At 39.9% G+C, this 14,334-nt stretch carries 13 protein-coding genes and 1 pseudogene; 13 read left to right on the forward strand and 1 reads right to left on the reverse strand.

The features are described from left to right. The first annotated feature begins 153 nt into the window (after nucleotides 1–153). From NSQ71_RS06630 to NSQ71_RS06675, 10 genes are all read left to right on the forward strand, one after another. The gene (locus NSQ71_RS06630; protein WP_066251026.1) at nucleotides 154–1,089 is read left to right on the forward strand and encodes a Phenylacetic acid catabolic protein; all 936 of its coding nucleotides are present in this window, start codon (nucleotides 154–156) and stop codon (nucleotides 1,087–1,089) included. Next, nucleotides 1,089–1,415, forward strand: a complete 327-nt coding sequence (locus tag NSQ71_RS06635) for a metal-sulfur cluster assembly factor (protein WP_340733447.1) — start codon at nucleotides 1,089–1,091, stop codon at nucleotides 1,413–1,415. Before NSQ71_RS06630 ends, NSQ71_RS06635 begins: the two co-directional genes overlap by 1 nt. Beyond that, a complete protein-coding gene (locus NSQ71_RS06640) occupies nucleotides 1,412–1,642 on the forward strand; it encodes a hypothetical protein (protein WP_063388948.1) in 231 nt (76 codons plus the stop codon). The genes NSQ71_RS06635 and NSQ71_RS06640 overlap by 4 nt, the downstream gene beginning before the upstream one ends. After that, nucleotides 1,639–2,286, forward strand: coding sequence for a Phenylacetic acid catabolic protein (locus tag NSQ71_RS06645; RefSeq protein WP_445684686.1), 648 nt, complete (start codon nucleotides 1,639–1,641; stop codon nucleotides 2,284–2,286). Before NSQ71_RS06640 ends, NSQ71_RS06645 begins: the two co-directional genes overlap by 4 nt. A 5-nt stretch (nucleotides 2,287–2,291) precedes the next feature. Then, nucleotides 2,292–3,077, forward strand: coding sequence for an enoyl-CoA hydratase-related protein (locus tag NSQ71_RS06650; RefSeq protein WP_340733449.1), 786 nt, complete (start codon nucleotides 2,292–2,294; stop codon nucleotides 3,075–3,077). A gap of 17 nt (nucleotides 3,078–3,094) precedes the next feature. Continuing rightward, a complete protein-coding gene (locus tag NSQ71_RS06655) occupies nucleotides 3,095–3,895 on the forward strand; it encodes an enoyl-CoA hydratase/isomerase family protein (RefSeq protein WP_327863630.1) in 801 nt (266 codons plus the stop codon). 109 nt (nucleotides 3,896–4,004) lie between these two features. Next, entirely contained in the window at nucleotides 4,005–5,588 is a 1,584-nt protein-coding gene (locus NSQ71_RS06660; RefSeq protein ID WP_094245477.1) for a benzoate-CoA ligase family protein, read from the forward strand. Between the two features lie 33 nt (nucleotides 5,589–5,621). Continuing rightward, nucleotides 5,622–6,071, forward strand: a complete 450-nt coding sequence (locus NSQ71_RS06665) for an acyl-CoA thioesterase (RefSeq protein WP_063389426.1) — start codon at nucleotides 5,622–5,624, stop codon at nucleotides 6,069–6,071. A gap of 35 nt (nucleotides 6,072–6,106) precedes the next feature. Then, nucleotides 6,107–7,675, forward strand: coding sequence for a long-chain-fatty-acid--CoA ligase (locus NSQ71_RS06670; protein WP_240326789.1), 1,569 nt, complete (start codon nucleotides 6,107–6,109; stop codon nucleotides 7,673–7,675). Between the two features lie 143 nt (nucleotides 7,676–7,818). After that, nucleotides 7,819–9,597 carry an adenine deaminase C-terminal domain-containing protein gene (locus NSQ71_RS06675; RefSeq protein ID WP_339194945.1) on the forward strand — a complete coding sequence of 593 codons (1,779 nt, stop codon included), beginning with the start codon at nucleotides 7,819–7,821 and terminating at the stop codon, nucleotides 9,595–9,597. Nucleotides 9,598–10,057: 460 nt separating this feature from the next. On the opposite strand, the pseudogene NSQ71_RS06680 reads toward NSQ71_RS06675, so the two are convergent. Continuing rightward, nucleotides 10,058–10,273: pseudogene (locus NSQ71_RS06680) on the reverse strand (hypothetical protein); the annotation flags it as partial. A gap of 844 nt (nucleotides 10,274–11,117) precedes the next feature. Between NSQ71_RS06680 and NSQ71_RS06685 the strand changes: the two are divergent. Genes NSQ71_RS06685 through NSQ71_RS06695 form a run of 3 tightly spaced genes read left to right on the forward strand, consistent with a single transcriptional unit; the run spans nucleotide 11,118 to nucleotide 14,332 of the window. Further along, on the forward strand, nucleotides 11,118–11,507 hold the full coding sequence (locus NSQ71_RS06685; protein WP_063389422.1) for a GntR family transcriptional regulator: 390 nt from the start codon (nucleotides 11,118–11,120) through the stop codon (nucleotides 11,505–11,507). Beyond that, nucleotides 11,500–12,399: an ABC transporter ATP-binding protein gene (locus NSQ71_RS06690; protein ID WP_063389421.1), complete on the forward strand. Its 900-nt coding sequence runs from the start codon at nucleotides 11,500–11,502 to the stop codon at nucleotides 12,397–12,399. Before NSQ71_RS06685 ends, NSQ71_RS06690 begins: the two co-directional genes overlap by 8 nt. Continuing rightward, nucleotides 12,374–14,332: a DUF6449 domain-containing protein gene (locus tag NSQ71_RS06695; RefSeq protein ID WP_340733454.1), complete on the forward strand. Its 1,959-nt coding sequence runs from the start codon at nucleotides 12,374–12,376 to the stop codon at nucleotides 14,330–14,332. The genes NSQ71_RS06690 and NSQ71_RS06695 overlap by 26 nt, the downstream gene beginning before the upstream one ends. Nucleotides 14,333–14,334: the final 2 nt, after the last annotated feature.

Here is a 14,334-nt window from a genome sequence, read left to right on the forward strand (position 1 = left end):
CAAGAACGAAAGGAAGGAGAAAAACCTTTTATTTTTTAAATTAACAAAAAAATTTGATTTTTCTATTTTTTCTTGACAAAAGAGGCGGTTGTAAAATAATATTATGTTAAACAGACGAAATAAATAAAAACGTAATATAAAAGAGGTGGAAAAATGGATCAGGCAGCCCTTTTAAAAGAAAAAATTCAAAACGGTTTTATTGTTGAAGGCGTCGGTGACATGAATGAGGAATATTTAAAGGCATTAAAACAGACGTTGATTATTGTCGGAGATACAGAATTGTTAAGTGTGCCGCCGCTCCTTACTGTTTATGATCAAGCGCCCACTTTAAATAACAAAATTACAGCACTCGCCATTATGCAGGATGAAATCGGTCATGCACATATTGCTTTCAGGCTACTGAAAGATTTGGGCGAAGATACAGACGAATTATTGTACAATCGAGCCCCAAATAAATGGAAAAACCCTTATGCCTTTGACTTTGAACTGTCAAATTGGATTGAGCTTGGAGTGTTTAATGCGTTCTTTGACCGCGCCGGCTACACACTGCTTGGGGATGCGTTTGAGCATACATCTTACGGGCCATGGAAACGCGCATTAGTGAAAGTTGATAAAGAAGAATTGTTCCATCTTAGAAATGGTGAAATCATTATGAGAACAGCCATGAATGATCCGAAATTGCAAGAGGAAGTTCAAAAAGCGGTTGATTGGATGTTTTTAATGGCGCTTGAATTTTTTGGTGTAGAAGACCGTTTAAAATCCAGATCCGCACAGCTTGAATACCGCTTAAAAGGAAGAACAAACGATGAGCTCCGTCAAAAATGGCTGTCGACAGCAGTTCCATTCTGTGAATCAATTGGAGTAAAAGTTCCAGCTCATTATGATGAAGAACAAGGAAAATATGTGCTCGATGTCCCATTCCCTTGTAAATTTGATCCAGTCAATAAAAAATGGCTGTTCGACCAGCCGGACACATGGGAAAACGTCATTAAACGATTTAAACAAAGAGGGCCGCAAAATGAACGGTTTGTAGGAAGAATTCAAAAAGGGGCAAAAGAATTAGAACAGCTGAGAAAAGAGGTGGTATGATGCACAAACAAGCTGTGGATACGAAAAAATATTGGGAGGCGCTGAAAGAGGTGATGGATCCTGAATTCCCAATAAGCGTTGTCGATATGGGGCTCATTTACGACATTCAAATGAATGACGGGGAAGTGCATGTGACGATGACATACACAGCCGTTTCCTGCGCCTGCATGGAATGGATTGAAAGCGATATAAAAAATCGGCTTCTTGCAGAAGAGGAAGTAAAGGAAGTACACATAAATGTCGTATGGGATCCTCCATGGACGGTCGACCGTCTTAGCCCAGAGGGAAGGGAAAAATTAAAGTATTGGGGTGTAAGTGCAAAATGATCGCAGAAAAAATAACCTATGATATTTTTGCCCGCATTAATCGGGGAGACAACTTAATGCATATAGGCACGGTAGAAGCAGAAAACAGCGAGCTGGCAAAAGTGTATGCAACGTTTACGTACGACGAAGAGGATTGGACCGAAATGGTTGTCGTGGAACGAAACAAGCTGAATTGGGTGAAAAAACCTGATTGGCTATTTTCAGAGAAAGGAGCTGAAGCATTGTGAGCGTAATGGAACAAGGAACGCATTCTTTGATTGAATTGCTGGAGACAATAGCGGATAACAAATATGTGCTTGGCGACCGTTTAGTGGAAGTTGGTGTAAGCGGTCCGAATTTGGAAGCGACCTTGTCTGCTATAGCTATGGCTCAAGGAGAACTGGGGCATGCAAGACTTTTGTACAATTGGTGTTTTGATTTAAAAGGGGTAAAAGGCAAGAAGCCTGACATTCAAGCACAAACAGGAAAAGCTTTTCAAACAGCTGTAAACGTTCAAAACTGGATTTCTCTCATTGCTTCGCTATATGCAATCAATGCCGCAATCGATATCGTCTTTCAAACGGTGTTAAAAACAAGTCATTCCAAGGTTGCTTCACGGATTCAAAAGCTTGTCCGCGAACAACACGATCATATCATCTATGCAGAAAATTGGGCAAAACAACTTCTTCTTGATCAAGGAGCTGTCCCCTACAGATTTCAAGAAGCATTAAGGGAGGCTGCAGAGGAAGCAAAGGCTTGGCTTGCAAAAGTTGAAAAAAGTGAAGAATTGAAAAAGGAAGGTTATTTCCCGGAAACTCCTTCGTTCCCGGAAAAATTTGAAAAACGGCTGCAGCAATTAAATGCGGAACAGCTTGTTCAAGCAAATGAGTGATGCTCATGTCAGAATCAGGCGTTCTTTTAGAAATTCAAAACAAAGTGGCTATCATTCAATTAAATAACGCAAAACGTGCCAACGCATTAAGCAAATTTTTAGTAAAAGATCTTTCTTATGCGATAAACACGATAAAAGATCATTCGAATGTAAGCGCAGTTATTTTTACGGGAGGTGAAAGCAAAGCGTTTTGTGCAGGGGCGGATTTAAAAGAAAGGCAGTCCATGAGCGAACGAGAAGTGGAAGAATATGTCGCATTGCTCAGGAAAACATTTACAAATATCGCATCTTTACCAATGCCGACGATTGCGGCTGTAAAAGGATTGGCTCTTGGAGGGGGATGTGAACTTGCTCTTGCCTGTGACATTCGTGTCATGGAAAAAGGGGCGCTCATCGGGTTGACGGAAGTTTCTTGGGGAATAATCCCGGGAGCCGGCGGCACTCAACGGCTGGCGCAATTAGTAGGAATCGGCAGGGCCAAGCAGCTTATTTTTACAGCTGAAAAAATAAATGGCGAAAAAGCGTATGAAATAGGACTTGTCGAATATATTTGTGAAGCTGGCGAGGCAGAATTGAAAGCGCTTAACATAGCGAAAAAAATCTCGGAAAATTCAATTCATTCTGTCCGTTTAGCGAAGCAGGCTGTCGACAGTTTTGCTCGAGAACTAATGGAAAAGGGTCTGATAGCGGAATGGGATTGTTATCAAAAAACGATTTATCATCCGGATCGTTTAGAAGGATTGGCGGCTTTTCAAGAAAAACGCAAACCTGATTTTTCAAATAATAAATGAACAATGGAAGGAGAATAATGATGACAGTTGAAACAACTGCTAACAAAAATTTAACGGTGGTCAAAAACAGCGGAGTGGCGGAAATCCATCTTCACATCAATAAAACGAATGCCTATGGACTGGAGTTTTACCAAGAATTCAACGCAGCGATCGATGAGCTTCGCTTCGATCCAAACATAAAAGTGGTCGTGCTGATGAGCGATGTGCCGAAATTTTTCTCGGCAGGAGCGGATATCAATTTCTTAAAAGCAGCGGATCCGCGCTATAAAACACAGTTTTGCCTGTTCTGTAATGAAACGCTGGATAAAATCGCCCGTTCGCCGCAAGTATATATCGCCTGCTTGGAAGGGCATACAGTCGGCGGAGGATTGGAAATGGCGCTAGGCTGCGATCTGCGATTCATGGGAGATGAAGCAGGAAAAATCGGCTTGCCGGAAGTATCGCTTGGGGTGCTGGCTGGAACGGGAGGAACGCAGCGGCTCGCGCGGTTGATCGGGTATTCGAGAGCGCTGGATATGAACATAACTGGGGAAACGCTGACACCGCAGGAAGCGCTGGACATTGGTCTCGTCAACAAAGTGTTCCCGCAGGCGGAAACGAGAGAGCGGACGCTCGAGTATGCGAGAAGGATAGCTGAAAGCGCAAGCTATGCGGTTTCCAACATCAAGCTGTCGATCATGAACGGAAAGGAAATGCCATTGAACGTAGCCATCCGCTACGAAGGAGAGCTGCAAAACTTGTTGTTCCGCTCCGAGGATGCAAAAGAAGGATTAAGCGCATTTTTAGAAAAGAGAAAACCAAATTGGAAAGGGATATAAACGTTAGCTTTTCATATATATTGTGAAGCCTCCTGAATATATATCTTCTTCAGGCGGCTTCAATGCCGCTTCATCTATTCAAAAAATTGATATATAGGATGGTGAAAAAATGGATCTCCGCGGATTAGGTTTGCTTTACAATGCGGCAGTGCGGTTCATTGATGAAAGTGTAGAGAAAGGTTTGGGCGATAAAATAGCCATTTGTTATCGCGATGAGCGCATACACTATAATGAATTGCAGGAGAAAGTCAATCAGACAGGCAACATGCTCCGTGAGCTCGGTTATAAATTGGAAGACCGCCTTTTAATGGTTTGCCACGATACACCCGAATTTATTTATTCATTTTTTGGCGCCATAAAAATTGGTGCTGTCCCCATTCCGGTCAACACCATGATGAAGCCATCCGATTATGAATATTTTTTAAACAACAGCCGGGCAAAGGGCTTAATCATCCATGAAGATATTTGGGAAAAGATTGAAGTTTACAAAGAACGGTTTTGCTTTTTGAAGGATATCATTATCATTCCGGACAGTGAAAGCGAACAATCAGGCACACATTTAAATTTCCTCCAACTGATGAATAGGGCAAGCAAAAAGCTTGATGCAGCCATGACGAACAAGGATGATCAGGCCTTTTGGCTGTTCAGCTCCGGAAGCACCGGTAATCCAAAGGGCGTCATCCATTTGCAGCATGATATGGAATATGCTTTCAGCACATATGCGAAAAAAATATTGCATATAAGTGAAGAAGACCGATGCTTGTCCGCATCTAAACTGTTTTTCGCCTATGGCCTTGGCGGAGGAATGTACTTTCCATTAGGAGCAGGAGCTTCAACTGTATTAGTGAAAGAACGCGCAACTCCGGAAGCAATGTTTCAGGCGATTGAAACGTACAAACCGACCATTTTCTTTGGGGTTCCGACTTTATATGGAGCGATGATTGATTATGTGTCGCGAACGGGAAAACAATTCGATTTGAGCTCGCTCAGAGTTTGTGTATCAGCTGGAGAAGCGCTTCCGAAAGCATTTTACCGCAAATGGAAAGAAATGTACAATGTCGATATTTTAGACGGAATTGGTTCAACAGAGGCTCTCCACATATTTTTATCCAATCGGATTGGAGATGTAAAGGCAGGAAGCTCTGGAAAAGTCGTTCCTGGTTATGAAGCAAAAATTGTCGACGAAATGGGCAGAGAATTGCCTCCAAATGAAATGGGAGATTTGTTGATTCGCGGAGACAGCATCGCACATGGATATTGGAACCTTCATGAGCAAAACAAGAAAAAATTTGTCGGAGAATGGCTTCATACAGGTGACAAATATTATAAAGACGAAGAAGGATATTTTTGGTATTGCGGGCGCTCCGACGATATGCTGAAGGTTGGCGGGATTTGGGTATCGCCTGTAGAAGTCGAAAATTGCCTTCTTCAACATGAAAATGTACTGGAAGCTGCAGTTGTCAGCGTGCAAAATGAAAATAATCTTGTCATTCCAAAAGCATATGTTGTTTTAAAAGATAGAACGCCCTCCAAAGAAATGGAAGATGAATTAAAAAACTTCGTGAAGCAGCAGCTGGCCCACTACAAATACCCGCGAATTATAGAATTTATTGACGAACTTCCGAAAACAGCAACAGGAAAAATTCAGCGTTTTAAACTTCGGGAATTATTAAAATCGAATTCAGCTCAATAGTTTAAGACATAGCATTGAAAGGAGTACGTACATTTGAAAAGAAACGAATTTCAGCTCAGGGTGAACTTTGGAGATACGGATGCAGCCGGCATTGTATACTATCCGAATTATTTTAAATGGTTTGATATTGCAGGGCATCAATTTTTTAGAAGTATCGGCCTTGCTCCGGCTAAACTCATCAAAGAATACAGCATCATTCTTCCGCTGCTTGATGTCCGCTGTACGTTTGAGCAGCCGTTATATTATGACGACATTATCACTATTAAAACAGAAGTAATGGAAGTGAACCGGAAAACAATAAAACTGAAGCATGAAGTATATCGTGAAGATACAAGAACCGGGCACGGATATGAGCTCAGGGGGTGGGTGAAAGAAGAAAACGGAAAAAAATTTGCAGTGCCCATACCTGAAGAGGTGAAAAAATTGCTTCAAGAAGACGGGTTTGGTGAACAGGCTCAGATCAATCCATGGCTCAGCGCATAAATGAACATTGAAAAAATGTAATGGAGGAGAGTAGCGTGGATCTTAACGTATCCATTCATGATGTGTTTGAAAAAGCATATAAGCGCTATCCTGATAAAGAATTCATTTACGATGGCTATAAACGTTTAACTTACAAAGATATCAAACAAATGTCCGATTCCATCGCCTCCGCTTTCCACCAGCTCGGTATAGGGAAAGGAGACCGCATCATTGCATGCCTGCCGAACTGGCATGAGTTTCTTGCCATATATTTTGCAATTGCAAAAATAGGCGCCATATTAGTTCCATGCAATACGCGATATCGTGTTGAAGAATTGTCTTATATAGTGGCCAATTCTGGTGCAAAAGCAATTTTTGTGGTAGAAGAGCATGGCCATTTCCATACGGTAAAATCTTTAATGGAAAGTAATGAAAGCGCTTTAGAAATGGTGTTTACGGTGCGGTTTCAAGAAGATGGTCACCATTCCTTTGAAGATTTGCTGAAAATAGGACAGTCGAAGCTGCCGCCGGAAGTGTCCATCGATCCGAAAGAAGATGTGTTTTCCATTTTATATACTTCAGGAACAACAGGACTTCCGAAAGGTGCCATGCTCACGCATTTAAATTTTGTCCATAATGCCGCATGTACAGTGGAGGCGCTTCAATGCGACGAAAATGACGTATTTTTAGTGGTCGTTCCTGTCTTTCACGTGTTTGGCATGGTTCCAAGCATACTGGCAGCTGTGACTGCCTGTGCCAAAATGGTGTTTATGGAGCAATTTAAAGCGGAAGCTGTATTAAAAATGATTGAACAAGAAAAGATTACGATACACCATGGAGTTCCGACAATGTTTATATTGGAATTAAATCACCCTCAATTCAAATCCTATGACTTATCTTCGTTAAGAACAGGTATTATTGCGGCAGCACCATGCCCTGTCGAAGTCGTGAAAAAAATTAGAAATGAGATGGGATGCAATATAACTATTTCCTATGGTCAAACGGAAACATCTCCAGTTGTGACAATTACAAGCTTTACAGACAGTGACATCATTCGTTCAGAAACGGTTGGCAGAACGATTCCAGGAGTTGAAATTAAAGTTGTTGATGTGAATCGCCAAACTGTACCGACTGGAGAAATTGGCGAACTTGCTGTGCGCGGGTTAAATGTCATGAAAGGCTACTTTAACATGCCTGAAAAAACGAAAGAAGCCATTGATCAAGATGGCTGGCTTTATACTGGTGACTTAGTGACGCTTGATGAACAAGGTTATGTCCGCATCGTTGGACGGAAGAAGGAAATGATCATCCGCGGCGGCTACAACATTTATCCTCGAGAAATTGAAGAAATTCTTTATAAGCATCCGAATGTAGTAGAAGTAGCCATTATCGGGCTGCCTGACACTGTTTTAGGAGAGATTTCATGTGCGGCGGTAAAATTAAAAGACGGAGCTTTGGAAACGGAAGAATCGATGAAAAATTATTTAAAAGGAAAAATTGCTGACTACAAAATACCGGATAAAGTTGTTTTTGTCGATGAACTGCCAATGACGCCGAGCGGAAAAATTAAAAAAGTAGAACTTCAGCAAAAATTAAAAGAAGATTTGCAAACAGAATTGCGATAATTTCATGCAAGGAAGATCAAACGGTAGACATATGTTTGATCTTCCTTCATCATAAAGTTAATCAACCTTCTGAAAAATTTGACATCCGATTGATGACCTATGGCTTCTTCATAACATTTTTTAAAAGAGTAGGAGTGAAACTGTTGAGACAAAAAGCGTCAAGATCGGAATTAATTGAAGTGGCTCAAGGACGGAGGCCCGCAGATTTAATTATCAAAAATGGTACGGTGATCAACGTCTATTCAGGAGAATTGTTAAAGCAAAATGTCGCTGTTTATCAAGACTCCATTGCATATGTCGGCGAACGGGATGTCCTTTCCGATGAACATACAAAAATTATTGATGCAGAAGGGATGTATGTTTCACCAGGTTTTATTGAACCGCATGCACATCCGTGGGTCATCTACAATCCTGTTAGTATGACTAGGAAAGTTCTTCCCCTTGGAACAACGACAACGGTAAATGACAATTTGTTTTTTTATTTGCATATGGGAGCTGCTGGATTTAAAAAAATGGTCAAAGACTTGAAAGACCTTCCGGGCAATTTTCTTTGGCTTGTCCGGCTTGTCTCGCAAGCGGATTTCAAAGGAGAAAGGGAATGGTTTAATCAAAAGGATGTCCAAGAGCTTTTAGAATTAGAAGAAGTTGTCGGAACAGCGGAGGTCACAAGATGGCCGCTTTTGTATCAGGCTGATTCCTTTTTGCTTGATACAATTGAAGTGGCAAAACAGAAAGGGAAAGTCGTGGACGGTCATACAGCGGGCTGTTCATATGAAAAATTGATTTCCATTGCTGCGAGCGGAGTCAGCGCTTGTCATGAAGCAATAACGGCAAAAGAGGCGCTGGACAGGCTGCGGTTGGGAATGTGGACGACTTTACGCAACAGCTCGCTTCGCCCTGATTTCCCTGAAGTTATAAAAATGATTACAGAAGGGAAAGTCAGTACACATCGAATTACGATGACAACCGACGGTCCGCACCCTGGGTTTATCGAAAAAGAAGGCTTTGTCGATGGATTGATCAGAAGAGCTGTAGAATTAGGAGTGCCGGTCATAAACGCGTTGCAAATGGCTACGATCAATGCAGCCGTTTATTTGCGATTAGATGATTATATCGGCGGGATTGCTCCAGGAAAATTGGCAGACATTTTACTTCTTCCAGATTTGAAATATTTTCGGCCGGATATCGTCATTTCAAGAGGTGAAGTCGTAGCCGAGCAAGGAAATTTGCTTGTGTCGACACCAAAACTAAATTGGAATCAATATGTTGTCCGGGAGCCATTTGCGTTTTCGAAGCAACTTTTGGACGATTTAAACTTGTACCGTTACCCATATTCAAGTACTGAACAAACTGTTCCGGTCGCTTATTTTAAAAGCAATGTCATTACGCAGCGAAAAGATGTTAAGCTTCCAGAAGCAGAGGGATTCGCAGATATTTCCGGTGAAGAAGGCTTATTGTATGCATCGTTAATTGACCGGAACGGAAAGTGGGTGTCGAAAGCGATATTAGAACGATTTGCCGTTCATCTAGATGGGATGGCGTCAACTTACAATACTACAACAGAATTGCTTGTGATCGGAAGAAATCCAAAAGCGATGGCCCAGGCGGCTAAAAGAGTGCATGAACTAGGAGGAGGAATCGTCATTGTTGATGGCGAGGACATTGTGGTTGAAATACCTCTTCCATTTACCGGCATGATGACGGACGATTCATCATTTGATCAAGCTGTTCGATATCATGATGAGCTGTTAGCAGCCGTGCAGCAAAGAGGATTCCCATTCCATGACATTTTATATACGCTATTGTTTTTAACTTGTGATTTCTTGCCCGGTCTTCGTCTTATTCCATTTGGTTTGTATGATGTTAAGAAAAATGAAATGCTGCTTAAAGCGGAACCAATAAAAGATCAAATCGCGAAGTAAAACTAGAAAAAGAGAGCTGAGCCGTTTCCTCCAGGGGGGCAGCCCAAAAAGTCAGAGTTAACTGACTTTTTGAAGCCCCTTCATTTTAGGAACTTATCGGACAGGCCATTTTTCCAATCTTGTTTATATCCTTCAGAAGTCTTATGAAGGACTTTTCTTATGCTCTCTTTCTGAATTCGGTTCTTCAAAAGTTTTTCAGCATATACAATTGCTTCTTGTTGGACCTCATTGCCTCTATGAAGGCCATTTACAAATTTTATTCGATTATTTTTGTCCTTCACAGCAGTATTTCTCCAAAATCCTTCATTTTAGGAACTCAACGGAGAGCCCCTTCTTACAATTAGTCAAGAGTTTTTCGTAACTATTTGTTTCAGTGGATTTATTTAGGAGGCAGTGGTACCCCTTCCTCCTAAATAAATTTACGCATGCCTAATAGATCTAACGATTTTTGTTTTTTTCACTAGATCAAATATGTTATATTTTTCCTGAACAATTGCGAAGTTGCTGATGCGATTTCGTAATTGTACGTTAAAATGTGTGTATTAAGATGGAAGAGACACTTCAATAACTTATTCACACAAGCGATGGACGCAACTTTATGACATTTGTTATAAGGTTGCGTTTTTAATTTGTCGTAATATTCTACAAAATGATTGTTTCCAATGCGTCGTTGGCGTTAACGATTCCTTTTTCTTATCCACGATCTCATGGATTCAACATATTAAACCTGATCTTATAAGGTCCGTGAAGTAGGCCAGTTATTTCAATGCGAACCTATCGTTCTTTAGGCTGTCACGACCTTTTCTCCACTTCTACTAAAAAAATAGCAGCACAGACATTGGTCGTGGTCTGTGCTACTAATCTTAATATGTTTTTTTCGGGTTTCACATTGTTGAAGCCTCATTTGAGAGCAACAAGGATAAATACATGCTGAATCTCCTACTATTTGTTTTTTTATATAGTAAACTCCTTTTCTGGTGCACTTTAATCAATCGGGAAGCAGGCTGGATGGACGAAAATGGACAAGAAACATTCTGGGAATGTCGGTACAGTTTGGAAAAGATGTACTTATCGTTTGTTCCAACATTTGAAAATCGGCAGGAAGAATCGTTTAAAAAATAGCAGATGCGGAAAACTCAGTTCATCATTATCTTACGGTTCGTTTCAAAAGAAAAAATTTCCTGGGAAAAGCTTGAAAACTATAATCCAATTTTTCGGTTGAAGGCGGTGCTTCTCATCGTCTGTCCATTGGTTGGCGAACAAATAAAAGTTTTGAACATCTGCCAGTTACAAACAGACAGAAAATAGTTTAGAAGAGATGTACTCACTGTTTTAAATAGCACAATCATATAAATCAAACTTTGAAAAAGGACAACAGTCTTTCACAGCGTAAAAAGCTGTGCTTTTTTGACGCAAAAAAATTTTTCCAGAAAGTATTGTCATTTTTTTCATAATAAAGTATGATTTATCTGTATTAAGAATTATAATACAGTTAATACAGATGTGGGGGCTGCGGGAAAATGCTTGATATAGATTTTCGAAGCCGAAAACCGATCTATGAACAGCTTGTCGATCAAATAAAAGAGATGATTGTAAGCGGAGTGCTGAAAGGGGGAGAACAACTTCCCTCCGTCAGAGTGCTTGCGCAGCAATTGACGGTGAATCCAAATACAATTCAAAAAGCTTACCGTGAGCTGGAGAGGATCGGATATATTTACTCGATTCAGGGAAAAGGAAATTTTGTTTCGGAGAAGATTGAGGCATCTAATCAGGAAGAGCTGAAAATGGTTAAAGAAAATTTGCAAAAATTAGCACAACAAGCATTATTTTTAGGGATGCAATCTGATGAGCTCCTGCAGATCATGGAAGAAATTATCAAAGATCATCAAGGGGGAAAAAGAGATGATTGAAGTCAAAAAGGTATATAAAACATTTCAAAATGCGACTGTGTTATCTAACATCGATTTACAAATTGAAAAAGGATCCATCTTCGGGCTTCTAGGTTCAAACGGCGCTGGAAAAACGACGTTGTTGAAGCTGATCGCAGGTTTGTATAAACAAGATAGGGGAGACATTTTAATTGATAAAAAACCTGTATTTGAAAATGAAGACATTAAGCAAAGATTCATATTCCTTACAGATATTCCTTATTTTTTCCCTCATTATACGATCAAACAGATGGCGAATTTTTATGAAAACATATATCCATCCTTCAGCAGAGAACGATTTCAAACATTGCAGGATGTATTTGATCTAGATCTTAAGCAAAAAATTTATCGCCTGTCAAAAGGAGTTCAGCGTCAAGTGGCATTTTGGCTCGCTTTTTCCGCAATGCCTGAACTGCTCATTTTAGACGAGCCGTTTGACGGTTTAGATCCGGTCATGAGGAAAAAAATGAAAAATATAATCATCCAAGATGTGGCAGCGAGAGAAATGACTGTGATCGTCTCTTCCCACAACTTGCAGGAAGTAGAGGATATAAGCGACCATATCGGCATTTTGCATAAAGGTGAACTGCTAATAAAACGGAATTTGGATGACCTAAAGTCGAATATACACAAAGTGCAAATTGCCTTTCAAGGAAGCGTTCCTTCGGAAATGCTGCAGCAGCTTCAAATTGTCTATCAGGAACAAAGAGGCAGCGTGCATTTATTCATTGTAAAAGGAAATGCTGATGAATTTTCCAGCTATATAAAAAGCTTTAAGCCTCTTTTATTCGATTTGCTCCCGCTTACATTGGAGGAAATTTTTATTTATGAAATGGGGGAAAAAGGATATGCAATCGAAAACATCCTTATTTAAAAAAGAGCTGTTAATTCAAAATTTCCGTTCTGTCGGTTGGGTAGGACTAGCGTTTTTGATCGGTCTAATTCTATCAGTACCGATGGAAATTGCGGTGTTGTTTTCCGGGAGAGAGAATTATAATGAAGAGAACATATATGAAAGTTTGTTTTCCATTGCACAAGAACTTCAATTATTCATGTTAATCGTGATACCTGTGCTTATGTCCATTTTTTTGTTTCGGTTCCTGCATGTAAAGCAATCCAGCGATTTTCTTCATAGTCTTCCGATTAATCGGAAAATGCTTTTTTGGCATCATTGGCTGACGGGTGTTGTGTTTTTAATCGTACCTGTCATGATTACTTCTCTAATATTGGCCGTTTTTATACAGGTGTTTGATTTGTCGAGCTATTTTCGTGATTTGAACCTTGTTAGATGGTTTTGTACTTATTTAGCATATACGCTATTATTGTTTTCTATCGGCACCTTCTCTGCCATGCTGACAGGAATTAGCACGATTCAAGCCATATTGACATTGATTATTTTATTGTTTCCTTTCGGGGTTTATCAACTTATAGTGTACAATTTGCAATACATTTTGTTTGGATTTCCGAGCGGCTATTATTTGAATAATAATCTTTGGATCGAATTTTTTTCACCGCTTACGAGGCTGATTTCCCTCGAATTCCAGCCTTTCTCTTGGTGGGAAATCGCCGTTTATTTATTGCTAGCAGCCTTGTTTTGCTGTATTTCCTTGCTTCTGTATACACGGCGGCCAGTCGAATATGTGTCACAAGCTGTTATTTACTGGAAGCTTAAACCGGTTTTTAAATATGGCGCCACTTTTTGTACGATGCTTCTCGGCGGAATGTATTTTGGCATTATTGACTATAGAGGAAGCTTATTATGGATTTGTACCGGATATGTAGTAGGTGCACTTATCGGTTACTTTATAGCTGAAATGATCTTGCAGCAGACGTGGCGAATCAAGCCTAAATTAAAAGGATTGTTTATTTATTTTATTGCAGTGATACTCGTATTCATTTTGACCGGTTCTGGTGCGGGAGGATATGAGAAAAAGGTTCCGAGAGTTGCAGAAATACAGTCGGTATTTTTCAGCAACTTTTGGTACTTCGATGACAAGATGACTAATAGATTCATTTACAAGGAACCGAAAATAATCGAAGCAATTCAAAAGCTGCATACAGAAATCGTTGCCGAAAATAGATCCAAAGATGTTTCCGAACCTGAACCGTTGTTTATCGTCTATTATTTAAAAAATGGAAGCAAATCGATCCGCCAATATGAAGTTGATCGGAAGTCGTTCGAACGATATTTGAAGGAGATCTATGAATCGAAGGAATATAAAAAAGCAAATTATGAAGTTCTAGACGTAAACGATCAAGATGTTGAACAAATAGTATTTCATTCTAACTATCCAAACTACTATGTTGAAAAAGTGGATATTGTCAATAATTCTGATCAACTAGCAAAAGCATTAAAAGCATTAAAAAATGACATCAAGAATCTTACATATGAAGATATGACCGATGAAAGAAAAGACTGGGGAGAAATTGAAATCATTTTAAAAAATAATAAGCAATTATTCATTCCATGGAAAAAAAGCTTTAAAGAGTTCGATGAGTGGATGAAGAATAACGGAACGGTTAAAAACGCAAGAGTGACAGCTGATGATGTCCAATATGTACTCATAACGGGGAATAACATCAATCACGATTTGGATTATAAAAATATGCTGAAAGAAATTGAACAAGATCCGCAAACGGTCAAAATTGTAGATAAACAGTTGATTGAGCAATGCTTGCAAGATGAAACAGAATCGACTTCAGGAAAAAATATTATGTTCATTGTTTATAAAAATGGAACTTATGAGGTTGACAGCTTTGCTCATCCAGAAATAGCTGAATCGATCAAGAAACAGGCAAAAAAATAAAA

Origin of the sequence: Aeribacillus sp. FSL M8-0235 (assembly GCF_038000355.1) — a bacterium.
GTDB classification, from domain to species: domain Bacteria; phylum Bacillota; class Bacilli; order Bacillales; family Aeribacillaceae; genus Aeribacillus; species Aeribacillus composti.